Genomic DNA, 25510 nt, shown 5'->3' with positions numbered 1-25510 from the left:
GATCTTATGTAAATCACCACAACCCACATAAGTCACAACTGCTATGCCTGACACATCAGTTTGCCATAAGTACTTTAAACATGCATTAGCGCCATTCAATAATGCCAGAGTAAAAACATTACTAAGCTGCAGTAATGCATTAATTTCGGGCAATAAACTTACCTTAACTGAAATCGGCAGAAATTTGTCTGGCGCTGTGGATGTAAAACATAAAATAAAACGCGTTGATCGCTTCTTAAAAAATACTCACCTCTACAATGAAAGGGTCGCTATCTATAAAGCATTAGCTCATCCTATTATCGACTCTTTACCAATGCTTGCAATTGCCGTTGACTGGAGCGGTGCCTGTGGTCACGACTATCACTTACTGCGAGCAAGCTTACTTGTGGATGGGCGCTCTATCGTGATTTATAACATGATTGTTGAGCAGAAGAATTTTGATAGCCCAGCAACCAACAGCCTGTTTTTAGATGAACTTTATGAAGTGCTTGGACGACATCCTAGTGTCTATATTGTAACAGACGGCGGCTTTCTTACGCCTTGGTATAGTAAAGTACGCGAACTTGGTTGGCATATGATAGGTCGATTAAGAGGCTCAATGAAGTGTAAACTAGCCATGCAATCACAATGGCATACATTAAAACAACTTAGGGCTGGTGCCAGCGATATACCAAAGGCGTTAGGTCAAGCAAGACTAACTCAGTCCAGCCCGACAGCATGCGATGCATTTTTACACGTATATCATGGAAAAAATAAAGGAAGAAAAGGAAAAAGCAGATTTACGAAAGATACAAAAATGTATCAAAACTTAGCGAAAGAGCCATGGTTACTCGCGACATCAGACAATACAATGACGAGTAAGCGAGTAGTTGGTTTATATAGTAAAAGAATGCAAATAGAGCAAAATTTCCGCGATGACAAAAGTTTGAGATATGGTTTTTCGTGGCGTTTTAGTAAAAGCACCGGCATAAATAGAATAGGAATATTATGCTTGATAGCCACAATAGCGAGCACTGCGTTATGGTTTATAGGGTGTGAAGCAGAAAAAAGAAAGTGGCATATAAAATTTCAAGCAAATAGTGTTAAGAATCGCCGAGTTCTTTCATTTTTAACCTTAGCCAAGCAAGTCATAAAGCTATGTAAGAGACGTATTACACAAAGCTATATAGAAAAAAGTTTAAAAAACTTTATTTTTAATTATCAAAAAGAGGCCGCTGGATAAAGTGGGGATCCCTCAGCCCTAAGGGCAGCGCATGTTTGGCATTTATGCTGCGTTATCGCCCATTTATGGGGAATAACCACACTACATAGGCTCTGCCTTGCCTAAAAACCAAACAGCCTGCTGCAAATTCAACCACGAAGGGTCAACACGCCCTAGTATTTAAAGTACTGCGCTACAGCTCACCTGGTTGAAAGTTATCAACTGCAATGGCTTTCATTCGTAACTTATTAGCATGATGCATAGCATCAGCATCCGTTTGCTCTAACAACTTATTTTCAAGTGCATAATTTATAGCGCCTTCAATATCAAGCGTTGCAGGTACACTACCCTTACGCTGCCATTGTTTTAGGTCTTTAAACTGCGCTTGCATATCATGCATAGCTAAAAATGCACTTTCCATTACCCCTGTACCTGCATTTTCATCTACATAACATAAATGCGTTAAGCGGTTTCTAAATACTCCAGGTTGAGTCATACGCTCGCAAATACTTTGTGCTATTTCATCACTTGGTCTGTGGTAATGATTTCCAAGCGGGAACACGATACGTTTAAGGGTAAAATTAACAACCGGATTTGAAAAGTTTTTAAAGAAGCCATTAAACGCTTGGCCAATTTCAAATAATGAGTTCTCAATTGCATATTTTACAAATGGTAAATCAGCTTGTTGGCGCCCTTCGTCTTCATAACGTTTTAAAACAGTTGATGCTAAGTACAAATGACTTAATACATCACCCAAACGTGCCGATATCATTTCTTTTCGTTTAAGCTCACCGCCAAGCATTAACATAGCCACGTCTGTGCAAATAGCTAAGCCTCGGCTCATTCTGCTCAGTTGCTTATAATAAATAGCCGTTTCACCACCTACAGGCGCTTTAGCAAAGTAGCTACGTGTTAAGCCATGCATAAATGCCATACCTGCATTACTTGCTGCAAATATTATATGGTTCATTAATAAACCATCAAATTGTTCAAGTGCTGCGTCGTCATCTTCCATTGCAGCGGCTTCCATTTCTTTTAAAACAAATGGATGACAGCGTGTTGCACCTTGGCCAAATATCATTAAATTACGCGTTAAAATATTCGCGCCTTCTACCGTAATTGATACCGGAATCCCCATATAACCATGCGCCAAATAGTTATTAGGCCCTACTTGAATTCCTTTACCTGAATGAATATCCATTGCATCGTTCATTACCGTACGACCCATTTCAGTCATATGGTATTTAGCAATCGCTGTTACAACCGACGGACTTAATTTTAAATCAATCGCACCTGCGGTCATTAATCTGCACGACTCCAGTGTGTAAGTTAAACCACCAATACGCGCAAGTGCCTCTTGCACACCTTCAAATTGCCCTATAGATACACCAAACTGCTGGCGTACCATGGCGTATGCCGATGTCATTTTTGAAGCTAAGTGCCCGGTTGCTGCACTTAATGCTGGTAGCGATATACCACGCCCTGCACTTAAACACTCAACAAGCATTCTCCAACCACGTCCTGCGCACTCTTGTCCACCAATAATCCAATCGAGTGGTATAAATACATCTTTACCGTACGTTGTGCCATTCATAAAGGCCATATTAAGCGGATAATGACGCTCACCCGTTTCAACACCCGGATGATCGGTTGGTATAAGCGCACACGTAATACCCAGCTCTTTTTTATCACCTAATAAAGCATCTGGATCATACATTTTAAACGCTAAGCCTAGTACAGTAGCCACTGGTGCAAGTGTAATGTAGCGCTTTGACCAATTTAAACGCAGGCCTATTACTTGCTCGCCATTGTGCTCCCCCATACACACCACGCCTGAATCAGGAATGCTGCCAGCATCAGAACCCGCCTCTGGGCCCGTTAATGCAAAACAAGGCACATCTGTGCCATTAGCTAAACTTGGCAGCCAACGATCTTGCTGCTCTTTAGTACCATAATGAAGAAGCAATTCGCCTGGACCTAAGCTATTAGGCACCATAACAGTGACGGCGGCAGTTAGACTTTTAGTCGAAATTTTTGACACTATCGTTGAATTAGCAATTGCGGAGAACTCACGCCCCCCAAATTTTTCAGGAATGATCAGTGCAAAAAAACCTTCTGTTTTTAGGTAATCCCACACTTCTTTTGGTAAGTCTTTGTCTTTTTGTACAATTTGATAATCATCAAGCATCGCCAATAAGGTTTCTACTTGGTTAGCCATAAATGCGTTTTCTTTATCGCTAAGCTCTGGTTTAGGAAAGCGGTGCAGTTTTTGCCAGTCTGGGTTACCACTAAATAACTCACCATCCCACCAAACATCACCTGCTTCCATCGCCTCTCGCTCTGTTTGCGATAGCGGCGGAAGTACCTTTTTGAACATTTTAAACGTGGGTCTACTGATCAGATTAAGGCGTATATCTTTAACTGCAAAAATAACCACCACCACAACCAGTAAAATAATAAATACTGACATGCGCACATTCCTTACACATTGAATTAAATAGTAGCTCAATTATGACCCATCTTAGTTTAAATACAATCCTTGCGCAGTGACTCTATTGCCTCAACGCATTCATTCTATTATTTAAAAATTCACTACTATTATCTTTGATCTAAATAAGCTGGGTTATGGATAATAAATCTATCTCAAGCAGCTATTTTCAGCGCTAACTGTGTTGAATTTACTTGCAATAGGCCCGCTGTTGACGCGTAAATTCGCCTTGTTTTCACTGAAAACCTCTGGCTAGAGAAAATAAATTTAAATATCACCATGATTCAATACGTTACTAAATCTCTTAACCAGAGTTCAGGTTAAATAATAAATTAAGGAATATCATAGATACGAGAGATTCAACACAAATTAAAAAGCCGTAACTGCTTAAGATGCAAATGCATTTATAATAAAAAACAGAAAAAGAACTGAACCGTGCAGTGCGATACCAATTCCATTAAGTATGTGATCTAAATTTTACGCCGAAAAATAATTCAGTTCTAGGCGTAAATTGATGTAAATGGTTGTTCCCTTTGCGAAATTTACAACAAAGAAATGGGTTGTTTTTAGCAAGTAAAATAGATCAGCTATTTATTGGAATTGGTATGAATATACGCAAACTTGAAAAACTCAAAAGAAGTACACGCGAAGCAAAATGAAGGCCGTAACTGCCGCTGATAAATAGTGCTAAACGCAAAAGCCCGCTCAATTGAGCGGGCTTTTAGTATTATATTACTAATTTACAGCTGAATTAGAACTGTAAGCTTACATTTGCAAAGTAAGCATCATAATCAGAATCATCCCAGTTATTGCCATAACCTACTTCTAAACCAACATTGTTGTTGAAAAAGTGTTGAGCACCAAGAGTGTAATCATCATTTTTATTAACTGTAACAAAAACCGATGTTGCTTTGCTGAAATAGTAGTTAGATGCTAATTCCCAGTTACTTGAACCGCCATCAACATCTTCAAATTTACCTTCAACAGTTAAGTAGTTACCTTGTTGTAAATCAACAAAGTACTTTGCTGCTACTGCACGGTAATCAAACTCATCATCTGATGTTACTGTAAAGCCGATGTAATCAGTGCTGTTTAATTCGTGGTTATATGCTAAGTCAAACATAAAATGATTGTCAGCATCTTCGAAATCTACAAACGTTGCTTTTAGTACAAGGTTTGGATTAAAGAAGTAACCAGCAGAAAGTTCAATTACATCCGTGCTTGAGCCAAAATCACTATCGATATTATTGTACTGTGCACCTAATACAAAATCTTCTACAAAATACTCACCGCCAACGCGAGTAACATCTCCAAAGTCATTATCACTGTATGCACCATAAACATTTGTTTGCTTATTGATGTACTCAAATTGATCGTAAGGACCTAAAGTCGCTTTTGGAGAAAAATAATAAGTTGAGTCAACGCTCACCGTGTCATTACCATCAGTGTCCATGTATCCTACATGGCTGATTGATTGGTAAGTATCTGCGGCCATTGCAGTGGTTGCAGCGCTTGATAATAAAATGCTCGAAATAATAACGGCTAACTTTTTCATTTTTAATTTCCCTATGTATATTACTTTTTACGCTCTAGCTGTGTTGCTAAAGTCGGGGCACATCCTAGCGCCTAAAAACTGAATCAAAACTGAACGACAGCTCAACTAACCACCTGTATTTATTAGATAAATTATAAATTATAAATTATTGTTACTAAATGTTAACTTAGAGTAGTTGCTACATTTAGTCAACAACTACTTAAAATATGCATCAATGAAAAAGCCAATAAATACAATGCAATTTGTACCTAAAGTGCATGTTGACTAATAATTCGATAAACATCATTAATGTTATCGCCAGACTTAAATTCTTTACTAATTGGTGTAGGATCAGAGCCAACCCATATTTTTAGCTCGGCATCTAAGTCAAAATGGCCTGCACTTTCTTTACTAAACTTCGTTATTTTAGAGTAAGCAATGCTCACCATTTCCATTTTAGAGCCGGTCATACCTTGCTTATCAATTAAAATTAAGCGCTTATTAGTAAAAATAAACATATCACGTACTACTTTATATGCTTTTTCTACTTGCTCGCCGTCAATTAATGTATTGGCGAGGATTTTTTCTAAATCAGAATCGTCAACTTCACTTGCATTACCCATAAGTCCGCTAAGTAAACCCATTATACTTTCTCCTGTTTAAATATTTGATTCTCTAATGTATGACCATTAACTAACTGCCTGTACTGCCAGTGTTGTTGATGACAAAAATTCAGTAGTGCAATATCAAGTGGATCGCTCGTTGGCTGATACTCAACTACATATTCTTTATGTTGGCTCATATACACACGACTCACACCTGCAATTGCTTGAAGCTGTTGCTCAACATTTTGATAAGCCTCGCTTAGCATTAATGTATAAAAGTGTTTATCTGTATTATTAGTTTTTGTTTGATGTTCGCTTAGTACGCCTTTATCTAAATGAAGTACCTGTGAGCATAGTCGCTCAAGCTCTGTTAAATCGTGAGAGCTTAAAATAAATGTAGCCTGCTCACTTAATTCAGATACAAGCTCACGTACTTCTCTGGCATGAATCGGATCAAGCCCTGCGGTTGCTTCATCAAGCATTACAATTTGTGGCGCGCCAATAAGTGCTTGCGCTATCGTAACGCGCTTGCGCATACCGTGCGATAAGTCCCCTGCACGCTGCTTTGCAATTTCTTTTAAGCCAACCAAATCAAGTACACGTAGCGCCTCAGTTTGGCTTTGCTTTGCCCCCATACCTTGTAGCTTTGCATAAAAGGCGAGTTGCTTGTCTATGTTAAAGCGGGGGTCAAGTTGTGCGTCTTGCGGTAATGCACTTACTTTATTAAATAAAGCAGCACTACCAGGTTTATGCCCTAATATTTCAAGGCTGCCTTTACTTGGTGCTATATAGCCGCACAACAAACTAAATAAGGTAGTTTTACCCGCACCATTTGGCCCAACAAGCGCCACTGGCGCGCCTTTGTTAATTTCAAAGTCCACATTATTAAGCGCAAGTTTTGCACCATACGATTTACTCAAACCGCTAGCTGTAATTAATGGTCTCATAGTGAGCTCCTTGCAAAAATACGTTGAGCAACGCTTAGTAGCACTGCAGTTTGCACAAGGGGAATAGCCACAGCGCTCAATAATGGTAAATTTTGCCCCGCTAATAGCTCTATTTGCACACCCGGAAATAAATAATCAAGCAAGCCTAATGCGGGTATTTGCCATTGTAGTATTCCCACAACAATACCGCCTGCTGCAAAATATAAAATTGCCAATACAATAGATAAACGCGATGAGCGAGCAAAGGTATTAATTAACGTCATAAGTGCTACAAATGGGCACAGAGTAATCACTAATATTAAAAAGATAGAAAGCGCACGAGCAAAACCACCAGCCAGTAAACTAGGATCTCTAAACCCTAGTACCGCGAGCGTAGCCACAAGCGTTATACCCACTAAGCAGGCTAATACTCCTAGCTGCCCTAAAAAACGGCCAAACAGTATTTCAAAGCGAGTGGAGCGCAGTGATAAAAACCTTAGTGTGCCGCGCTCTCTGTCGCCTACCGTTTGGTCGCTACAAATAAATAAACCAAAAACAGGAAAGCTATACAGGGCTATTAACCAGTACATAGCAAATTCGGCCTCAGGCCAATCCAATAATTTACTTAAACCAATAGAACCTGATATATCACGGGCTATTTGCTCAAAATCGGGCGCACTTACAATGCCTACTGCCTGCCCTATTGGGTAGCGCAGTATTATTAGCCACACCAATGCAAAGGCAGCTAATGCAATAAGTCCACGTTTAGTTAAAAACATACGTACAAGCTCAAATCCCGCTATTTGCGTTAATCGCCCTACGTTTATCGGTAATGGTGTTGCCATTGACTATCCTTAATGACTTTTTATTTTCTGTGTATTTATCCACACTAAGTGTAAACACCTTGAATTACCAGCAAAAAAAAGCTCACCTGTGGTGAGCTTTGTAACAATACATTTAAATGTAACAACATAAATTGCGATATAAATTATAAATACTGCTTATAAACCTCAAGTGCTTGGCTTAAATCGCTAATTAAATCTTCAACATCTTCAAGGCCTATGTGCAGGCGAATAACCGGCCCTAAATCCCAGCCTGTATTTGAGCGCAGCCCTTTCATAGTTAAATTAGCCGTTACTAAGCTTTCAAAACCGCCCCACGAAAAACCCATTTTAATATGCTCAAGGCTATCTAAAAATGCATCAATCGCTTTTTGATTGCCGGTTTTCATAACAAATGAAAACAACCCATTACTGCCATCAAAGTCACGTTTAAAGAACTCATGCCCTGGGCAGCTTTCAAATGCAGGGTGTCGAATATGATCAACAAGCTCATGTTGCTCAAGCCATTTAGCTACTTCTATTGCTGCTTTTTCATGTTGATTTAAACGCACACCCATTGTACGCAGCCCTCTAAGTGCTAAATACGCATCATCGGCACTGGTACATTGCCCTAATAAGTATGAGTTTTCGCGCAAGGTTGGCCAATACTTTTTATTAGCAACAGCCACCCCCATCATCACGTCTGAATGGCCAACAATATACTTTGTTGCAGCTTGAATACTAATATCAACACCGTGCTCTAACGGGCGATAATGCAAGCCATTTCCGTAGGTGTTATCAAGCATGGTCATTACATTATGCTCATTGGCTACTTTTACCATAGCGGGTACATCTTGCACTTCCATCGTAATAGAACCTGGAGATTCTAAAAACAACACTTTGGTATTTGGCTGAATGTAATCTTTAATACCTGCGCCAATAGTTGGCGGGTAGTAGGTTGTTGTAATGCCCAGTCCCACTAAAATTTTATCGCAAAAATCGCGAGTTGGTTCGTACACGTTATCAACCATTAAAATATGATCACCGGTTTTTAAAAACGATAAAAATACTTGGCTAATCGCCGCTGCGCCACAAGGGTATAGTGCACAGCCTTCGCCGCCTTCAAGTTCTGTAATCGCTTCTTGTAGTGCAAAGTGTGTTGTTGTTCCTCGGCGCCCATAAAATAACGTTTTATCGCCACGGGTTTTAGCTGCTTCTTTTAAATCGGCTACAGTATCAAATACAATGGTAGATGCACGCTGTACAACGGGATTTACTACGCCATGTGTATAGGCTTTTTTTCGCCCTGATGATACCAGCTGAGTGTTTTTATTACTTTTACTCGACATTGTTAATCCTTAAGGGTTTGTGCGCCAATGCTCAATTAAATAACGAGAGATAGAATCGGTTCTAGGCAGCTTTAAATGCTCCCCTTCTTCGTGCCAATTACCAAATTGCGCTAAGTCTTCACGGCTAAACCATTTTGCATCGTCTAGCTCTTCTTTATCTACGTTAATTTGCTCAGATGTCGCCTGTGCAAAAAAGCCAAGCATAATTGACGATGGGAACGGCCATGGCTGAGATGCAACATAACGTACGTTATCAACCTCTATGCCTGCCTCTTCTTTAACTTCACGCGCAACAGCTTGTTCCAGTGTCTCCCCTGGGTCTACAAATCCAGCAAGCGACGAATACATACCAGTGGGCCACGCAGCTTGGCGACCTAATAAACAGCGTTCTACTCCGTCAGCAAAGACTTTAGTAACGACCATAATTACCGCAGGATCGGTACGCGGGAATGTAGGATGCTTACAGTTTTCGTTTTCACATATACGAGAATGCCCTGCTTCCACTGAACGGTTTTTACTACCGCAGCGCCCACAAAAACGGTGCGTGGCGTGCCAATAACATAACCCTCTCGCAAGGGCGGCTATTGAGGCATATTTAATGGTTACTTGAGGCCCATATTGGCGAATATCAAAAAACTGAGCGCCCTCTATTAAAGGCGAAAGTACGCTTTCATCCAGATCAGAAACATCCAATGCAAACACACCATGTTTAGCATTGTTTAAACCAACAAAAATAGCACTCGTTAAATCTAAATGTGCCACTTGCTGATACGTTAAATAGCTTACTTTAGGGGTATCTTTAATAAATAGGGTTTGATTATTTTTAACTAAAACCCATTTACTTTGCGCCGACATTTGCGCTTTAAGCCACGATGGGTCTTTACGAAAATTTGAGCCTCTATCTAGTGGCATGTTGCTGTAATGAAGCATGTAAGTCCTTGGTAACTCGTTATGCTTTAAAATTACCATAATCATTTAGCAAACCCAATTGATTACAGTAATAAAAAAAGCCTATATAAGGCTTAATTCATCTATTATGGCTTTGCATTAAAATCTCTCATGTTGCAGGCACTTAGCTTGCACTTTTTTAACTATTTTTTACTGTTAAAGTAGCAAAGTATTATCAATTAAATGAAATTGCTCTGCGCTTTGTTTTAATACCTCAGCGGTTAACCTGTCAGCACCGTATACATCGCACGGTACATTATATTGATTTTTTAAATGCCCAAGTAACAAAGCAAAATCACCATCGCCAGAGAGCAAAATAACTTTATCCAGATTTTTACCCTGCTCTAACATGTCTATTGTTATACCTACATCCCAATCGCCTTTAGCACTTCCATCACGGCGTTGAATAAATGGCTTTAGTTTTACCTCAAAACCAATCGCACGCAAAATATTTTGAAACTGATTTTGCTTTTCATCACCTCGATAAATAGCATACGCAAAAGCACACTCAATATTGTATTGCGACTCCATCGTTCGCCAAAACGCATTGTAATCAAAGTTTTTCCCGTAACTCTCGCGGCACGTATAATAAATATTTTGCACATCAACAAAAATACCAACTCGTGGTTTTGTGCTTTGCTGCTCGTTTTGTAAAGTCATTTAGTGTCCTAATGAGGATTAATAGCAATTAAAATAAGTGTACCTTGCAATTTATATTTAAGTAACCTAGATTAGTTACATACCCCTATGTAACCAATATTGGTTACATATTAAAAAGTAACCATTTTGAGATTTTTATGATTGGTGTGATCAGCGGCGATATTATTAAATCGCAAACAATCCCTAAGCAGCAATACGATGCCATGCTTTATCAACTAGAGCAAAGTTTGCGAAATATTTCGGGTGAGCAAACCCTTTGGAATATATACCGAGGCGATGCCTTTCAGTTACAAATTAATAATCCTGAGCTCCTTTTTAAAAATGCCATACTTGTATATTTACACCTTAAATCGTCAGGTTATGAGCTGCGCCAAAGCTTGGCTCTTGGGCAAATAGATAATCCACGCAGTGATATAAAAACAGCAACCGGCTCTGCTTTTACCCTTTCGGGGCAAGGCCTTGATAAAATAGGTAATCAACGTTTTGTTTTTAATATTAACAAGCAGCAACTCAATGAAAGCTTAAACCTTAATTTAGCCTTTGCTGACGTATTGCTCACTAAAATCACACAAAAACAAGCAAATGCCCTGTATGTTTATTTAACATCATCAGACAACAGCCACGCGGCACTCGCTAAAGAGCTTAAAACAAGCCGAGAAAATGTAACCAAACTACTAAATTTAGCGCACTACCAACTTATAGAGCGCTTTATTGAGCACACACAACACGTTATAAAAAATATAATTAAAGGAGGTGAATAATGGAATTTTCACTTTTACTGGTCGCACTTATTATTGGCCACTTACTTGCTGACTTTTACTGGCAACCTATGAGTTGGGTAAACGATATAAACACTCGTCATTTTAAAGCCAGTAAACTTTATTTTCATGTACTCGTGCATAGTGTAACAAGTGCAGTCATCATTACCGTTTGGGAATACACATTTGGCTGGCAGCAACTCAGCAGTGTTTTAATTGCCACAGCAAGCATTATGTTGAGCCATTACTTTATTGATATAGCAAAATCGTATTCTAATAAAGGCGTAGTGCCTTTTTTAATAGATCAAATAGCGCACATACTCGTTATTATTGCGCTTTGTATTTGGCTAACTGATAACAGCAGCTTTATGGCTGCAATTAACAATATGCTCACTGATCCCAAGATACTGTGGGTGGTATGCGGTTATTTAATTATTTTAAGTCCTAGCGCCGTATTTATAAGAATGATGCTAGAGCGTTTAACAAGTAACTTTTCAAGTACGGGTAGCTTAGTGCTTGCAGGGCAAAGCATTGGCATGCTTGAGCGCGTTCTTATGCTGAGCTTTATATTGCTTGACCAATTTGCAGGGCTTGGTTTTTTACTTGCCGCAAAATCGGTATTTAGGTTTGGCGATTTAAGTGACAGTGAACATAAAAAACTTACCGAGTACGTTATGCTCGGCACATTACTTAGCGTAAGTGTGACTTTATTTGTAGGCTTGGGTATTAACTATTTAATCAGGTAGGCAATACAGTAAGTACAAATTACAGACAATAAAAAACGCGCGACTTCTATTGAGAAGGTAGCGCGTTTTTTTGTATCAGCGTTTAACTAAATTCTAAATTAATTAAACGCCAATGCAATCATTAATCGTTATTTGTGCGACGACGGCGTTGGCCATTACCGCCGACAGATTCACGCTTTGCCCATGGGTTTTGCGCGTTATCACCTGTTTTAGCAGCTGGCTTTTTAGAACCACCACGGCGTGGGCCGGTACCATTACCACCATTATTTGGCTTTTTGCTGTTAGGCTTGCTGCTATCAGATTTAGGCTTATTAAAAGGCTGTTTTTTCTTAGGCTTTTTAGCCGGTAACGGACGAGCATCTAATGCCCGTTCAGCTACTGGATTAATAGGCTCAAAACCATCTTCTTCAGCACGTGGTATAAGCTCACCAATAAAGCGTTCAATACCGTATAAATCTACTGCATCATCTACCGTTACAAACGAAATCGCATGACCCGACGCACCAGCACGGCCAGTACGACCAATACGGTGAACGTAATCTTCATATACGTTTGGTAAGTCGTAGTTAACAACATGCGGTAATTCAACAATGTCTAAACCACGTGCAACAATGTCTGTTGCTACAAGTACACGTACTTCACCGCTTTTAAAGCCATCAAGTGCTTTTACGCGCGCGCCTTGTGATTTATTACCATGAATAGCCGCGCCTACAATATCATCGCGCTCTAGTTGTTTAACTAAGCGGTTAGCACCGTGCTTTGTCCGGCTAAACACTAATACTTGTTGCCAATCGTTAGTGCGAATTAAGTGGCTTAGCAATGCTGTTTTACGTGTTTTATCTACCGCGTAAACGCACTGAGTAACACTTTTCGCTGTGGTATTTTTTGCTGCAACTGAAATTTCAACTGGGTCATTAATTAACCCTTTTGCTAATGCACGAATTTCGTCAGAAAATGTAGCCGAAAACATCAAATTTTGACGTTTAGCAGGCATTTTAGCAATTAAGCGTTTAATGTCGTGAATAAAGCCCATGTCTAACATGCGGTCAGCTTCATCGAGTACAAGCACTTCAACGCTATCAAATTTAACTGCATTTTGATTATGTAAGTCGATTAAACGACCCGGCGTTGCTACTAAAATATCAACACCTTTACGAAGACGCTGCATTTGTGGGTTAATTTTAACGCCACCGTAAACTACAAATGAGCTCACATCAGAATGCTTAGCGTACTCTTCAACGTTTTCACTTACTTGCAAAGCAAGTTCACGTGTAGGCGTTAAAATAAGCGCACGTACGTGATTACTTTTAGCTTTAGGGCCCGACGACAAGCGCTCAATAAGGGGTAATGTAAAACCTGCTGTTTTACCTGTACCTGTTTGTGCTGCTGCCATAACATCACGGCGTTCAATAATTGCAGGAATTGCTTGAGCCTGAATCGGCGTTGGCGTTTCATAGCCCTTTTCTAAAACCGCATTAACCAAAGACTGTGATAAACCTAAACCTTCAAAACTCATATAAACTCTCTTTTAAATAAGGCTACATTAGCCAGTTGCGCGCATTATACCTGTAGTAGCTAAGAATGCATGCCATTATTTACGTTGCAGGCAATTGAGCATAGTTTATTAAAATTAAACCTGTGATCAAGTTGCTCAAAAATGCAAAAAACGGCCATAGGCCGTTTTATATTTATACTTAATTACTCTAAGTATTAGAGTTACTTAACACCTAACTCACGCAAACGTTCTTGCAAGTAGCTATCTGCCGTGTAGCGCTCTGAAAGCACAACATCTGGATGCGGGTGTAAAAATAACGGTAGTGAAATACGCGATTTAGTAGATGCTTTACCCGTTGGGTTAATTACACGGTGAATTGTCGATGGAAAATACCCGCCCGACGCTTCTTGTAGCATGTCGCCGATATTAATAATTAAGCTGCCAAAATCACATGGCACGTCTAACCAACCGCCATCTGTTTTTTGAACTTGTAAACCAGGCTCATTCGAAGCTGGTAATACAGTCAATAAATTAATATCGCCATGGGCTGCTGCGCGAATAGCACCTGGCTCTTCATCACCCGTCATTGGTGGGTAATGTAGGATACGTAACAATGTTTGCTCAGAATCGGCAATCATGTCTTTTAAATCAATTGAAAACTTAGCACGCACATCAGCTGGTGCTTCAGCCTGAACCCAGCTCAACAACGTGCCAGCAAATTCACTTGCTAAACGGTAGTATTGACGTACATCAGCTTCAAGCTGGGCAGGAACGCGACCTTTAGGGTACACATGAAAGTACTCTTTAATGTCTTTTATTGTAAAGCCTTTCGCTACTTCAGATACTGAAGGCGGAAAATAACCGTCTTGAGTTTCTTTAGAGAATAAAAAGTCGTGCTTTTGCTCTGAGTTAAAAAAGTCTTGCCAATTTTTGTAAATAGACTCAACTAAAGACTGCGGGATTGGGTGGTTTTTTAAAACGCCAAATCCAGTATTTCTTAACGATTCAACAAATTGTGCAGCCGCATCGGGAGCTTTATAATCAACAGTAGGTAATTGCATTGTACGTTCCAGTGAATAGGTTGTGTGAAGTGAGTTGCTTTTAATAGTGCTAAATTACTTATATAAAGTAGCAAAGCCTTCATTATAGCGCTATGCGAGGATAGACAAATGACCTCAAAAACATAAGGACATATGTCCGCAAAGCATGGTCTCTGACACTTTGCTTGAACAAGATAAACTAATAAAAAAACGTTGAATTTTCAAGGTTTAGTAACTAAACCTGGTCTATTATTAGAATATATTTTATTTGTGTAAATAAGGCTTCTCATGCGACAAAAAGTATCTTTTAAAAGCGGCGATTTAGAACTTGCCGGCCAACTTGAACGCCCATCTGGCGATATTAAGTTTTACGCGCTATTTGCACACTGCTTCACATGCGGTAAAGACATTGCAGCAGCTACACGGATTAGCCGTGCACTCACACAACAAGGGATTGCCGTACTGCGTTTTGACTTTACTGGTTTAGATAATAGTGATGGCGACTTTGCTAACAGTAACTTTTCATCAAACATTCAAGATTTAGTATCAGCGGCAAATCATTTACGTGAGCATTTTGCGGCGCCGCAACTACTCATTGGCCACAGTTTAGGCGGGGCAGCCGTTCTTGCTGCTGCTGAGCATATTCCTGAAGTATCGGCTATTACAACCATTGGCGCACCGTCAGATGCGCAGCACGTAGCGCATAACTTTGAAGCACACCTTGATGAAATTAACGCAGCAGGTGAAGCTAAAGTTAACTTAGCTGGTCGTGAATTTACCATTAAAAAGCAATTTATTGACGATATAGCCAAGTACGATAAAAGCCACATAAGTAAACTTAAGCGCGCATTATTAGTAATGCACTCCCCTATTGATGCGACGGTAAATATTAGTGAAGCTGAAAAAATTTATGCATCAGCTAAACACCCTAAAAGCTTTATTAGTCTAGATAACGCCGATCACCTTTTAACAAATAAAAACGATGCTGACTACGCTGCACAAATAATTGCAACGTGGGCAAACCGTTATGTTAAGTACGACAAAACTAAATACACGGCAAGTTTAACGGGTGGCAATGTACTTGTTGAAGAAAAAGACCATGTATTTACTCAGCACGTAAGTACAAAAGATCATACTTGGCTTGCAGATGAGCCAATAAAAGTAGGCGGTAAAAACTTAGGTCCCGATCCGTATCATCACTTATTAGCGGGGCTTGGTGCTTGTACGGCAATGACATTGCGTATGTACGCTACACGTAAAAACTTACCACTGGAGCATGTAAAAGTAGAGCTTGATCACACTCGCGATTACAACAAAGATTGCGACGATTGTGAGCAAACCGGTAACCTTGAAGCCATTACCCGTAAAATCACTTTACGTGGCGACTTAACAGAGCCACAACGCCAGCGTTTACTCGAAATAGCCGACAAATGCCCTGTGCATAAAACACTACATAACAACCCAGTTATTGTAAGTGAACTGGTAGAATAACTGCCGTAAAATTAAAATAGCGCAGGTCACACTGGGCTATTTTAGATGAACAATAAAGTAATCTCACAATCTGAGATAAAATATAGAGGTTGAATAATAGGTACGACTCTAGTAATTTGTTAGTAAAGTTATATAACCAAGGATAGGTATAAATAGTATGAATAAAAATACTTACTATGAGCGCAATAACTTTTCAATTTACGAAGTAACAAACAAAACAGGTATCGAGTTAACTCTATCTGAGCTGAAACAAATTGAATTAGCTATGCTAATTACCCCAAAAGCATTAACGACTTTTATTAATATATTGCACAACCCTGCTAACTTAGATGAAAAGAAAAAAGAAAAATTCGAATCAATTATGAAACAATACGGTTTTGTTAATTCGGCTAAATTTGAAGCAACACGAACATTTCTTATTCGCCAAGCTCGTAAACTAATAAACCTTATCGGCTCCATGCTTTTAACTCCTCATCATAGCTTAGTTCTTAAGGAACACAGACCGTGTGACTTCCTATCTTAAAACGGCAAATATCATTGTTTTTCTCAATGCTTTGCCGCTTACAATTTACCGCTAGTAGCTCAAATACACGATGTATCTTATGGCTGCACCGTGTTTGTTCTATGCAATCCAGAATATCATCCAACCAAAGATAACTGCACTTACTCGCTCTAAATGTCGAGATCGCACACTTAAACATACCCGCTGCACTATGGCAGATAAAACGCTTGATAAGTGTTTGCAGTATGCTCAGCCAAACCAATGATTCGGCAATATGAGGATCTCGTGTGATGAACCCTTTAAGGTTATTCCATGACTTTAGTTCTTTGAAAAACAACTCAATTTGCCAACGAGTTGCATATATATCGAGTAGCTCGTCAAAGCTAAACTGTGCCTCTTTTAAATTAGTAACAAGGAAAACGGGGCGCTTTTCATTCGGTAAATAGATAAGCCTGTACTCGGGCCCATTTTTCTTCCAACGTACTGTTAATTCAAGTGGTTGGCTTGCGAATTTATCGAGTAACGTTTTGATTTTAATGTTCTTTTCTTTAAGTTCTATACCCGCGCAATAAGCTGATGTAACGATTGGGTTAATGTTTTTATTTGCTCTGATCAAAAAATATCCGCCATCTTGAGCTACTTGCTCAAAGTAATCTAAGTCAAAATACCCAGCATCAGCAAGTAATAACGTATCTTCAAGTGTGTGGCTACCTGGTAAAAAGGCGCGCTCAGTTTCAACATCAGGACGAATATCTATTTCGCAGGGTTGTTCATTAAATAGGTCATAGGTAACGTGCAACTCAATTGCGGCAGGACTTACAGCAGTAAAACGACCAGCAAAAACCTGCGCTAATTCATCATGTAGAGCAAATGAAGAACCATCTTGCAATAACACTCGCTGTATTCCTCGCTGGGTAAAAAAGGTTTTATCCAGCGTGTTTACAGTCAATTTAGACATCGCTTGAATAACGAGCTCACGGACAAGCTCAGTCAAGGCTGGTTTTCGAATTTGATTATGAAAGGGTTTATAACTTATCGTGCAATCAGCCTGCGTTCGCAAGTTTTGATGGATATCTGACAAGTTAGCGTCTTGCAGGCAAGATAAGCTTTTAAATACGGCTTTGAGCAGAGAAACGATCGACAGGCAACGGTGTCGAACTTGAAATCCAGAGGTTTTTGCAAGCTCAATGAGGTGTTTTTCTGAGATAAGGGCTTTTAATTGGTTTGAAACTTGGTTAATCTGCATGTGAACTCTGTTTTTAGTCATGTTTTTATTGGCGTAACTATTTGATCATTAACAGAGTTCAACTTCAAGCTTTCTTAAGATCCAACCTATGAACTCCTCATAAGCTTTATAAATGCGCAGGGTTTGGCGATGCTACTTATTATGACAGATATGGGATTATAGGGTTTGGTAAGAGCTTTTTCGAAGTAGGAACTGACAGAAAAGTTGATACTATCGTTCACGAGTTTAGTCACGCGGTATGGACTTCTGAAGATACAGCATATAACGCTAGAACAGCTATGAAAGAGCTTAATATAATCGCTCGAAACGCACGAATAAATCAAAACGCCCAATATAGGAAAGAAATTCTATCCTCTTCATACGCATTTGAAAATGCAGTACGAGCAGCCCAATGAAAAAAATTATTATTTCCATAGTTTGTTTAATAAGTTACTCATCTCTTGTTAAGTCTGAAGAAGTTAAAGAAAGCCCTATCGCTACCTCCTCTTTCACTTTTTGTCATCTAGATACTAAGTGTACAACGAATATTAGACTAGCTAACACAACCCCGTATCAAGTTAAGCTAAGCTCTCTCGCTTTTAATGAACAAGGAATCGATTTAAATTCGATGTATGTATTTGAAGAAAGTAGATACTACGATTTAAAAGAGAATAATTTAGATACAGGTATTTCAGAGCAACCCATACAGGGACGCAGACGTGCCTACAAGCAATTATCATCATTAGAATTCGAGCCGCTAGAAGTCAAGTTTATAGAGCTAAAGGGCATAGAAGAGAGGTTTGCATTAGAGCCAGGGAAAAGGTATATGGTGGGAACACTTACTCCATTTGTAAACTTGTACATTAATGGTAAGTTTGCCGATATCATCACAATTAGAACAAACTATTCACTGTTAACAATGCCTACAGAAGATATGGAAATAAAAGAACGACCAATAAAACAGTTTGCTACACCGCAAGGGTAACCTGCAATAATATACATGCTTTGTTTAATACCACTCAAAATTCTGCGTCAGCTTAAAGTTGGCTTGATTATATCTTGCCTAATTATCTAAAAACGCCACTACTTCTTTACTCATTCTATCCACCAGCCATTTTGGTCCACCATCGTACATATCGTTATGGCGCGATTTTTCTATTAGTGTTTGTGTAACAGGAAATTTATCCAGCTCTGAATCGTTTAACAGCACATTCGCATCAGCTGGGTAATCACTACCGCGTAGAGTAAGTACGCGAATGTTTTTATTGCGCGGGATCAACATGCGGCGATGATCGAGCGTAATAATAGTGCTAACTTCGTTTGGATAAATAGAGCCATATAATGCGGAAATATCCCCGCCGTTTGAGTGCCCAAATAAGGTGAGTTTTGTAAATTCGTATGCTGGGTATTTACTCGATAGCTCATTAACTAAAAACTTAAGCGTTACTACGCCACGATGCCAGTTTTCCATGCGAGTGGTTAAGTAAGGCTGCTCACGGTTTAAGTAAGGGTCACTTTTTAGCTCATGTCCAACGGCTATTGTTAAATATCCACGCTGATTAAACGCATTACTGGCAAACGTATACCCGTTATGGCTAATCCCGTAACCTGCGTTAATAAACGCTACAGGGCATTTTACTTGTTCAGTGCACTTAGCATTGTTACTTGTTCAGTGCACTTAGCATTGTTACTTGGTAGTGTGATATTGATAGGAATAGTCCGATTACGCAGGGCGGGATCACACTTTGTAAATAAACAAATTTTATGATCTAATACCATAAATTTCATCACCTTAAACTTATTATGTCACTCTTCTCACATTTAGAACTCGTCAAAGATAATCGTTCACATATAAATCAGCACCATAACTTAGTTGATGTGCTTTTTCTTATTATTACTGCCGTTACATCAGGGTGTGAAAACTGGCAAGACATTGAAGTCTATGGCGAAAGTAAGCTTAATTGGTTAAGAGGATTTCGTTCTTTCAAAAATGGCATACCCACTCGACATAGTATTGCTCGGATTTTTAGAACCGTTGATACTGACTCATTACTACTCGCGATGTATAGCTGGGTCAATCAAAACCGCGTTAAGTCAGCGCATCCTGTCATTGCCTTCGATGGCAAAACTATTCGCGGAGCAAGTAAACACATTGCTGATAAATTACACCTCGTCTCAGCATTTGATTGTGAGGCAGGTCTCACATTATTCCACCAAACAGTTGGCAGTAAGACGAATGAAATACCGGCAGTTCGGGATTTATTGAAAATACTCGATATCAATAACACCGTTATTACACTTGATGCTTTGCACTGCCAAAAAGAAACGCTAAAACAGCTAATTAGCAGACATGCAGATTATCTAGTGCAAGCAAAGGGTAATCAAAAGAAACTTTATAGCGCGATTCAAGATGCATTTACACACCAGTATGAATCTGAAAACTCAGAGATACTTAGTCATGTAACACAAGATGAAGGGCATGGGCGAAAAGAAGTACGCACGATAGATTGTCTTGATGCGCGTTTATTACCGAGTGAAATTAAAGAGAGCTGGCCATCAGTTAGAACAATCGTTGCGGTACAGCGAGAGCGAACGAAGGGTAATAGAACGAGTATTGACACACATTACTACCTAACATCGTTGACAGACAATATATTGATAAGTAAAGCAATAAGACAACATTGGCTGATAGAAAATCAGCAACACTGGATACTGGATGTCGTATTTAAAGAAGATGCCTGTCAAATACATGAGCCATTAAGTGCGCAACATATGGCACTATTTAGACGCGTCGTTAGGAACATGATAAAGCAGCATACGAAAAGCAAGGGGTCAATAAGAAGTAAGTGTGTAAGAGCTTGTTATGATGATGCTTTTAGAGAAGAACTTCTTTTTGGTTAACATTTTTAACAAAGTATGCTCGCGCCCTGTCCGATTACGGCTATCATCAGTTATAACGCCATCGTTTGCATAGCTTGTTGCGCCGATTACTGATGTACTTATTAATGATGCACTTAGAACTAGTGCGCTTAATATAAAAAGCTTTTTAAGTGTTTTTTGCATATTTAAACTTATATAAATTATTGTTTTTAATTAAAAATAACTTTTACTTTATAGGTTTGCATTCTCTATTGTCAAACTATGCGATAATAGTCGCCATTGTTTAAATATATTTAGTAAAAGATCCAATAAATGAAATCATACAATAGCATTCAAGAACGTATAGAAATTTTAGAAGACAAACTAACGGCAATACATGACGAAATCGAAACGCTAAAAACCCCTGCTAAAAACAACAATGAACGTATCATTTTTAAGTTTATTGAAACAGGCAGCACAGGTAAAACGAAGGATTTTGTTCGTGAGTTAGGTATTAAATCACCACGTGACGGTTTGTTTTCGTCAGGTGACGTTACAAAACTAATTAAAGATGGCGCTGAAGATATTTCACCAGCGTTATTAGAAATCGCAAGACAACTAGCCAGTGCACGTAATAAAAATGGCCCTAGCCGTTAATTACGCAGTCACGCAGTATCTAGAAGCCCAGCCAAGCTGTCGCTTCTAGATATGTAATCATATTAAACTAAATTAATCACATAGTTCTATATTAAGGCTGGTAAGCAAATTTAGTGCTTCGAAGCGATCAAACTTAGCATTCGCTCATAGCTTAGTTCTTAAGGAACACAGACCGTGTGACTTCCTATCTTAAAACGGCAAATATCATTGTTTTTCTCAATGCTTTGCCGCTTACAATTTACCGCTAGTAGCTCAAATACACGATGTATCTTATGGCTGCACCGTGTTTGTTCTATGCAATCCAGAATATCATCCAACCAAAGATAACTGCACTTACTCGCTCTAAATGTCGAGATCGCACACTTAAACATACCCGCTGCACTATGGCAGATAAAACGCTTGATAAGTGTTTGCAGTATACTCAGCCAAACCAATGATTCGGCAATATGAGGATCTCGTGTGATGAACCCTTTAAGGTTATTCCATGACTTTAGTTCTTTGAAAAACAACTCAATTTGCCAACGAGTTGCATATATATCGAGTAGCTCGTCAAAGCTAAACTGTGCCTCTTTTAAATTAGTAACAAGGAAAACGGGGCGCTTTTCATTCGGTAAATAGATAAGCCTGTACTCGGGCCCATTTTTCTTCCAACGTACTGTTAATTCAAGTGGTTGGCTTGCGAATTTATCGAGTAACGTTTTGATTTTAATGTTCTTTTCTTTAAGTTCTATACCCGCGCAATAAGCTGATGTAACGATTGGGTTAATGTTTTTATTTGCTCTGATCAAAAAATATCCGCCATCTTGAGCTACTTGCTCAAAGTAATCTAAGTCAAAATACCCAGCATCAGCAAGTAATAACGTATCTTCAAGTGTGTGGCTACCTGGTAAAAAGGCGCGCTCAGTTTCAACATCGGGACGAATATCTATTTCGCAGGGTTGTTCATTAAATAGGTCATAGGTAACGTGCAACTCAATTGCGGCAGGACTTACAGCAGTAAAACGACCAGCAAAAACCTGCGCTAATTCATCATGTAGAGCAAATGAAGAACCATCTTGCAATAACACTCGCTGTATTCCTCGCTGGGTAAAAAAGGTTTTATCCAGCGTGTTTACAGTCAATTTAGACATCGCTTGAATAACGAGCTCACGGACAAGCTCAGTCAAGGCTGGTTTTCGAATTTGATTATGAAAGGGTTTATAACTTATCGTGCAATCAGCCTGCGTTCGCAAGTTTTGATGGATATCTGACAAGTTAGCGTCTTGCAGGCAAGATAAGCTTTTAAATACGGCTTTGAGCAGAGAAACGATCGACAGGCAACGGTGTCGAACTTGAAATCCAGAGGTTTTTGCAAGCTCAATGAGGTGTTTTTCTGAGATAAGGGCTTTTAATTGGTTTGAAACTTGGTTAATCTGCATGTGAACTCTGCTTTTAGTCATGTTTTTATTGGCGTAACTATTTGATCATTAACAGAGTTCAACTTCAAGTTTTCTTAAGATCCAACCTATGAGCATTCGCTAAAATATTATTACTCAAATCTATATTAAATGCTGTAGCACCTACAAAATCACATTTTGTTAAGTTAGTTTGAAAAAACTCACTATCGCGAAAATCTGTTCCTGTAAATTCACTACCGCTTAAATCAGCATGTCTAAAATCAACATTTTTGGCAAAGCAGTGTGTTAGTTTGAGGGCTTTGAGGGTTAATTCAAAAAAAGAACTATTACTGAGCTCGCAATAATTAAAACTCACCGGTGCGTTAATACTAAGCGCTGGCCAATCTACATCAGCCCATTGCAAACTATTTAATTTACAGTGGCTAAAACTTACATCTTCAAGCGAGCTGTAGTTCCATTTAAGTGACGATAAATTACAGTTTTTAAAGTTGCACTGTATAAATCGGCAATTTTTAAACTGCCCGCCTGAAAAGTCGCAATCGGTAAATGTGCACTCTTCAAACTCAGAATTTTCAGTTAGTTGCTCTTCGTGCTGCAAAGCATTAAATTGCTCGTCGAAGTAGTGATTATTATTTGAAATTGACACTATTAACCTAGTTTTTAATGGGCATAGACGCTATTTTTAGGTAAATCTTTTTTAAGCGCAAGCACTGCAATAAAAATCAAAGCAAATAGTGGAAATAGCGCTAAACAGCCACCCACAAAAGCTAAAACCCCAGGCATAGTACTTTTACGCTTACCTATTTTGTAGCTAATTACAGCAAAAATAGGAATACTCAGCACAATAAAAAAAACTAAGAACTCACCAAATAAGGTTGCATTGATCGACATAATAATTCCTTTTTCGTCTGTTCGGTTAAAATACACTCTGCTGCAAATTTAACCACAAAAAAACCCTTAAGCATATAACTTAAGGGTTTTTAAATTTAGCTCAATAAGCTAAACAAAAATTACTCTTCGCTAGGTATCGCTTTTTCAACAACACTAATTGCAAGCTCAGCTAACGAATCAAGGTTAGGTTTGCTTGGTGCGTTGGTTAATAAACACGACGCTTGTGTTGTTTTAGGGAAAGCAATAACGTCACGAATGTTATCGGTACCACATAAAAGCATTGCTAAACGGTCAAGACCAAATGCTAAACCTGCATGTGGTGGTGTACCGTATTTAAGTGCATCAAGTAAAAAACCAAACTTGTCTTGTTGCTCTTGCTCGTTAATACCTAAAATTCTAAATGCAGTTTCTTGCATATCTGCATTATGAATACGTACCGAACCGCCACCCACTTCGTAGCCGTTCAATACCATGTCGTAGGCATCTGAAATAGCCGCAGCTGGATTTGCTTCAAGCTCACTTGCAGTAATATCTTTTGGTGCAGTGAATGGATGATGCACAGCATGTAATGTGCCTTCGTCATCTTCTTCAAACATTGGGAAGTCTACAACCCAAAGTGGTGCCCAACTATTAAGGTTGGTGATTTCTAAGTCAACACCAATCTTAACGCGCAGTGCGCCCATTGCTTCATTTACTGTATTGCGCTTATCGGCACCGAATAAAATAATATCGCCAGACTGTGCATTAGTACGCTCAAGTAATTTTGTGATTACGTCTTCGCTTAAAAACTTAGCCACTGGTGATTGAACACCCTCAGCGCCTGCAGTGTGGTCGTTTACTTTCATCCACGCCATGCCTTTAGCGCCGTAAATACCAATAAACTTAGTGTAATCGTCAAGCTGTTTACGAGAAAGCTTAGCGCCACCCGGTACAGTTAATACAGCAACACGACCTTTTTCGTCGTTAGCCGGACCTGAGAAAACATTAAACTCTACGTCTTTAACTAAATCTGCAACATCAACTAATTTCATTGGGTTACGTAAATCTGGCTTATCAGAACCGTAAAGGCTCATTGCCTCGCTGTAAGGCATGATTGGAAAATCGCCTAAATCAACGTTTAGTAATGTTTGCCACATTTCACGGATCATTTTTTCAGTCATACCACGTACTTGATCAGAACTCATAAACGAGGTTTCTATATCTATTTGGGTAAATTCTGGTTGGCGATCGGCACGTAAATCTTCATCACGGAAACATTTAACAATTTGGTAGTAACGGTCAAAACCCGACATCATCAACAATTGCTTAAATAACTGTGGCGACTGCGGTAATGCGTAAAAACTACCTTTATGAACGCGGCTTGGCACTAAGTAATCGCGTGCGCCTTCTGGCGTTGCTTTAGTAAGTACAGGTGTTTCGATGTCTAAAAAGCCGTTTTCATCTAAAAAGCGACGAACAAAGCTGCTTGCTTTAGCACGTAATTTAATACGGTCACTCATTTCTAGACGACGTAGGTCTAGGTAGCGGTATTTTAAACGACGCTCTTCTGAGTTTACTTGGTTAAAATCAAGCGGTAATGGCTCAGAGCGGTTAATAATTGTAAGCTCAGTACCTAAAACTTCAATTTCACCTGTTGCCATGTCTTTATTTACTTGGCTATCAGGGCGTGCACGTACAGTACCTTTTAGCTGAACACAAAATTCTTGGCGAAGTGTGTTAGCTGAACTCATTAACTCTTCAATGTCAGAGTCGAATACAACTTGTACTAAACCTTCTCTATCGCGTAAATCGACAAAGATAAGTCCACCAAGGTCACGTCGTTTGTTGATCCAGCCACATAGTTCAATTTCTTGATCTACGTGAGTTTTATTTAGCTGTCCGCAATATATAGAGCGCATAGTTTTCCTGTCAGATAAA

The 25510-nt window shown here is 39.2% G+C and carries 23 protein-coding genes and 1 pseudogene; 8 read left to right on the top strand and 16 right to left on the bottom strand.

Features of this window, described 5'->3' with window-relative positions; all coding sequences use genetic code 11:
* The first annotated feature begins 43 nt into the window (after positions 1 to 43).
* Positions 44 to 1222 (top strand): IS4 family transposase, encoded by a 1179-nt coding sequence (locus tag AC0VZ4_RS07070; protein WP_096792381.1) that lies wholly within the window; start codon positions 44 to 46, stop codon positions 1220 to 1222.
* Positions 1223 to 1394: 172 nt separating this feature from the next.
* Here AC0VZ4_RS07070 and AC0VZ4_RS07065 read toward each other — a convergent pair whose 3' ends face one another.
* From AC0VZ4_RS07065 to AC0VZ4_RS07030, 8 genes are all read right to left on the bottom strand, one after another.
* Positions 1395 to 3671 carry an acyl-CoA dehydrogenase gene (locus tag AC0VZ4_RS07065; protein WP_475441297.1) on the bottom strand — a complete coding sequence of 759 codons (2277 nt, stop codon included), beginning with the start codon at positions 3669 to 3671 and terminating at the stop codon, positions 1395 to 1397.
* A 769-nt stretch (positions 3672 to 4440) separates the two neighbouring features.
* Positions 4441 to 5244, bottom strand: a complete 804-nt coding sequence (locus AC0VZ4_RS07060) for a putative porin (RefSeq protein WP_007377978.1) — start codon at positions 5242 to 5244, stop codon at positions 4441 to 4443.
* Between the two features lie 248 nt (positions 5245 to 5492).
* Positions 5493 to 5867: a PH domain-containing protein gene (locus tag AC0VZ4_RS07055; RefSeq protein ID WP_007377979.1), complete on the bottom strand. Its 375-nt coding sequence runs from the start codon at positions 5865 to 5867 to the stop codon at positions 5493 to 5495.
* A complete protein-coding gene (locus AC0VZ4_RS07050) occupies positions 5867 to 6775 on the bottom strand; it encodes an ABC transporter ATP-binding protein (protein WP_007377980.1) in 909 nt (302 codons plus the stop codon). The genes AC0VZ4_RS07055 and AC0VZ4_RS07050 overlap by 1 nt, the downstream gene beginning before the upstream one ends.
* The gene (locus AC0VZ4_RS07045; protein WP_008139071.1) at positions 6772 to 7599 is read right to left on the bottom strand and encodes an ABC transporter permease; all 828 of its coding nucleotides are present in this window, start codon (positions 7597 to 7599) and stop codon (positions 6772 to 6774) included. The genes AC0VZ4_RS07050 and AC0VZ4_RS07045 overlap by 4 nt, the downstream gene beginning before the upstream one ends.
* A gap of 143 nt (positions 7600 to 7742) precedes the next feature.
* Positions 7743 to 8924 carry a cystathionine beta-lyase gene (locus tag AC0VZ4_RS07040; RefSeq protein WP_008139073.1) on the bottom strand — a complete coding sequence of 394 codons (1182 nt, stop codon included), beginning with the start codon at positions 8922 to 8924 and terminating at the stop codon, positions 7743 to 7745.
* Positions 8925 to 8933: 9 nt separating this feature from the next.
* Entirely contained in the window at positions 8934 to 9854 is a 921-nt protein-coding gene (nudC, locus tag AC0VZ4_RS07035) for an NAD(+) diphosphatase (RefSeq protein WP_008139076.1), read from the bottom strand.
* Between the two features lie 174 nt (positions 9855 to 10028).
* Complete coding sequence (locus AC0VZ4_RS07030) at positions 10029 to 10532, bottom strand: LabA-like NYN domain-containing protein (RefSeq protein ID WP_341603927.1); 504 nt, start codon at positions 10530 to 10532, stop codon at positions 10029 to 10031.
* Positions 10533 to 10669: 137 nt separating this feature from the next.
* Here AC0VZ4_RS07030 and AC0VZ4_RS07025 point away from each other — a divergent pair, with 137 nt between their 5' ends.
* Entirely contained in the window at positions 10670 to 11293 is a 624-nt protein-coding gene (locus tag AC0VZ4_RS07025) for a hypothetical protein (RefSeq protein ID WP_475441296.1), read from the top strand.
* The gene (locus tag AC0VZ4_RS07020; protein ID WP_475441295.1) at positions 11293 to 12036 is read left to right on the top strand and encodes a DUF3307 domain-containing protein; all 744 of its coding nucleotides are present in this window, start codon (positions 11293 to 11295) and stop codon (positions 12034 to 12036) included. The genes AC0VZ4_RS07025 and AC0VZ4_RS07020 overlap by 1 nt, the downstream gene beginning before the upstream one ends.
* Before the next feature lie 121 nt (positions 12037 to 12157).
* Here the strand turns inward: AC0VZ4_RS07020 and AC0VZ4_RS07015 are convergent, their stop codons facing one another.
* Both AC0VZ4_RS07015 and AC0VZ4_RS07010 read right to left on the bottom strand, forming a co-directional pair.
* On the bottom strand, positions 12158 to 13552 hold the full coding sequence (locus tag AC0VZ4_RS07015) for a DEAD/DEAH box helicase (protein ID WP_475441294.1): 1395 nt from the start codon (positions 13550 to 13552) through the stop codon (positions 12158 to 12160).
* Positions 13553 to 13752: 200 nt separating this feature from the next.
* On the bottom strand, positions 13753 to 14592 hold the full coding sequence (locus tag AC0VZ4_RS07010) for an isopenicillin N synthase family dioxygenase (RefSeq protein WP_197102624.1): 840 nt from the start codon (positions 14590 to 14592) through the stop codon (positions 13753 to 13755).
* 267 nt (positions 14593 to 14859) lie between these two features.
* Here AC0VZ4_RS07010 and AC0VZ4_RS07005 point away from each other — a divergent pair, with 267 nt between their 5' ends.
* Both AC0VZ4_RS07005 and AC0VZ4_RS07000 read left to right on the top strand, forming a co-directional pair.
* The gene (locus AC0VZ4_RS07005) at positions 14860 to 16062 is read left to right on the top strand and encodes a bifunctional alpha/beta hydrolase/OsmC family protein (RefSeq protein ID WP_475441293.1); all 1203 of its coding nucleotides are present in this window, start codon (positions 14860 to 14862) and stop codon (positions 16060 to 16062) included.
* Positions 16063 to 16219: 157 nt separating this feature from the next.
* On the top strand, positions 16220 to 16585 hold the full coding sequence (locus tag AC0VZ4_RS07000; protein ID WP_475441292.1) for a hypothetical protein: 366 nt from the start codon (positions 16220 to 16222) through the stop codon (positions 16583 to 16585).
* Here AC0VZ4_RS07000 and AC0VZ4_RS06995 read toward each other — a convergent pair.
* Positions 16551 to 17810, bottom strand: a complete 1260-nt coding sequence (locus tag AC0VZ4_RS06995) for an IS4 family transposase (RefSeq protein WP_337119945.1) — start codon at positions 17808 to 17810, stop codon at positions 16551 to 16553. The genes AC0VZ4_RS07000 and AC0VZ4_RS06995 overlap by 35 nt on opposite strands.
* A 391-nt stretch (positions 17811 to 18201) precedes the next feature.
* Between AC0VZ4_RS06995 and AC0VZ4_RS06990 the strand changes: the two genes are divergently transcribed.
* Positions 18202 to 18774, top strand: coding sequence for a hypothetical protein (locus tag AC0VZ4_RS06990; protein WP_008139086.1), 573 nt, complete (start codon positions 18202 to 18204; stop codon positions 18772 to 18774).
* Between the two features lie 78 nt (positions 18775 to 18852).
* Here AC0VZ4_RS06990 and AC0VZ4_RS06985 read toward each other — a convergent pair.
* Positions 18853 to 19517, bottom strand: a pseudogene (locus tag AC0VZ4_RS06985) (alpha/beta hydrolase family protein); the annotation flags it as partial.
* A 75-nt stretch (positions 19518 to 19592) separates the two neighbouring features.
* Between AC0VZ4_RS06985 and AC0VZ4_RS06980 the strand changes: the two are divergent.
* Together AC0VZ4_RS06980 and AC0VZ4_RS06975 are read left to right on the top strand one after the other, a co-directional pair.
* Positions 19593 to 20690, top strand: coding sequence for an ISAs1-like element ISPsesp1 family transposase (locus AC0VZ4_RS06980; protein ID WP_475439755.1), 1098 nt, complete (start codon positions 19593 to 19595; stop codon positions 20688 to 20690).
* 291 nt (positions 20691 to 20981) lie between these two features.
* Complete coding sequence (locus tag AC0VZ4_RS06975; RefSeq protein WP_002959968.1) at positions 20982 to 21305, top strand: hypothetical protein; 324 nt, start codon at positions 20982 to 20984, stop codon at positions 21303 to 21305.
* Positions 21306 to 21463: 158 nt separating this feature from the next.
* Here the strand turns inward: AC0VZ4_RS06975 and AC0VZ4_RS06970 are convergent, their stop codons facing one another.
* The 4 genes from AC0VZ4_RS06970 to aspS form a co-directional block, all read right to left on the bottom strand.
* On the bottom strand, positions 21464 to 22723 hold the full coding sequence (locus AC0VZ4_RS06970) for an IS4 family transposase (RefSeq protein WP_337119945.1): 1260 nt from the start codon (positions 22721 to 22723) through the stop codon (positions 21464 to 21466).
* Between the two features lie 64 nt (positions 22724 to 22787).
* On the bottom strand, positions 22788 to 23348 hold the full coding sequence (locus tag AC0VZ4_RS06965; protein WP_475441291.1) for a pentapeptide repeat-containing protein: 561 nt from the start codon (positions 23346 to 23348) through the stop codon (positions 22788 to 22790).
* Positions 23349 to 23362: 14 nt separating this feature from the next.
* On the bottom strand, positions 23363 to 23593 hold the full coding sequence (locus AC0VZ4_RS06960) for a hypothetical protein (protein WP_002959972.1): 231 nt from the start codon (positions 23591 to 23593) through the stop codon (positions 23363 to 23365).
* Positions 23594 to 23712: 119 nt separating this feature from the next.
* Complete coding sequence (gene aspS / locus AC0VZ4_RS06955; RefSeq protein WP_475441290.1) at positions 23713 to 25491, bottom strand: aspartate--tRNA ligase; 1779 nt, start codon at positions 25489 to 25491, stop codon at positions 23713 to 23715.
* Positions 25492 to 25510 lie beyond the last annotated feature (19 nt).

This window comes from Pseudoalteromonas sp. QJM3NY_22, assembly GCF_056173065.1.
This window is presented reverse-complemented; position numbering and strand designations above follow the sequence as displayed.

Bases quoted from the DNA above. Each gene is read 5' to 3' on its own strand.
- AC0VZ4_RS07070 (WP_096792381.1), top strand. From the start codon at position 44: ATGCCTGACACATCAGTTTGCCATAAGTACTTTAAACATGCATTAGCG.
- AC0VZ4_RS07065 (WP_475441297.1), bottom strand. From the start codon at position 3,671: ATGTCAGTATTTATTATTTTACTGGTTGTGGTGGTGGTTATTTTTGCA.
- AC0VZ4_RS07060 (WP_007377978.1), bottom strand. From the start codon at position 5,244: ATGAAAAAGTTAGCCGTTATTATTTCGAGCATTTTATTATCAAGCGCT.
- AC0VZ4_RS07055 (WP_007377979.1), bottom strand. From the start codon at position 5,867: ATGGGTTTACTTAGCGGACTTATGGGTAATGCAAGTGAAGTTGACGAT.
- AC0VZ4_RS07050 (WP_007377980.1), bottom strand. From the start codon at position 6,775: ATGAGACCATTAATTACAGCTAGCGGTTTGAGTAAATCGTATGGTGCA.
- AC0VZ4_RS07045 (WP_008139071.1), bottom strand. From the start codon at position 7,599: ATGGCAACACCATTACCGATAAACGTAGGGCGATTAACGCAAATAGCG.
- AC0VZ4_RS07040 (WP_008139073.1), bottom strand. From the start codon at position 8,924: ATGTCGAGTAAAAGTAATAAAAACACTCAGCTGGTATCATCAGGGCGA.
- nudC (WP_008139076.1), bottom strand. From the start codon at position 9,854: ATGCTTCATTACAGCAACATGCCACTAGATAGAGGCTCAAATTTTCGT.
- AC0VZ4_RS07030 (WP_341603927.1), bottom strand. From the start codon at position 10,532: ATGACTTTACAAAACGAGCAGCAAAGCACAAAACCACGAGTTGGTATT.
- AC0VZ4_RS07025 (WP_475441296.1), top strand. From the start codon at position 10,670: ATGATTGGTGTGATCAGCGGCGATATTATTAAATCGCAAACAATCCCT.
- AC0VZ4_RS07020 (WP_475441295.1), top strand. From the start codon at position 11,293: ATGGAATTTTCACTTTTACTGGTCGCACTTATTATTGGCCACTTACTT.
- AC0VZ4_RS07015 (WP_475441294.1), bottom strand. From the start codon at position 13,552: ATGAGTTTTGAAGGTTTAGGTTTATCACAGTCTTTGGTTAATGCGGTT.
- AC0VZ4_RS07010 (WP_197102624.1), bottom strand. From the start codon at position 14,592: ATGCAATTACCTACTGTTGATTATAAAGCTCCCGATGCGGCTGCACAA.
- AC0VZ4_RS07005 (WP_475441293.1), top strand. From the start codon at position 14,860: ATGCGACAAAAAGTATCTTTTAAAAGCGGCGATTTAGAACTTGCCGGC.
- AC0VZ4_RS07000 (WP_475441292.1), top strand. From the start codon at position 16,220: ATGAATAAAAATACTTACTATGAGCGCAATAACTTTTCAATTTACGAA.
- AC0VZ4_RS06995 (WP_337119945.1), bottom strand. From the start codon at position 17,810: ATGCAGATTAACCAAGTTTCAAACCAATTAAAAGCCCTTATCTCAGAA.
- AC0VZ4_RS06990 (WP_008139086.1), top strand. From the start codon at position 18,202: ATGAAAAAAATTATTATTTCCATAGTTTGTTTAATAAGTTACTCATCT.
- AC0VZ4_RS06980 (WP_475439755.1), top strand. From the start codon at position 19,593: ATGTCACTCTTCTCACATTTAGAACTCGTCAAAGATAATCGTTCACAT.
- AC0VZ4_RS06975 (WP_002959968.1), top strand. From the start codon at position 20,982: ATGAAATCATACAATAGCATTCAAGAACGTATAGAAATTTTAGAAGAC.
- AC0VZ4_RS06970 (WP_337119945.1), bottom strand. From the start codon at position 22,723: ATGCAGATTAACCAAGTTTCAAACCAATTAAAAGCCCTTATCTCAGAA.
- AC0VZ4_RS06960 (WP_002959972.1), bottom strand. From the start codon at position 23,593: ATGTCGATCAATGCAACCTTATTTGGTGAGTTCTTAGTTTTTTTTATT.
- aspS (WP_475441290.1), bottom strand. From the start codon at position 25,491: ATGCGCTCTATATATTGCGGACAGCTAAATAAAACTCACGTAGATCAA.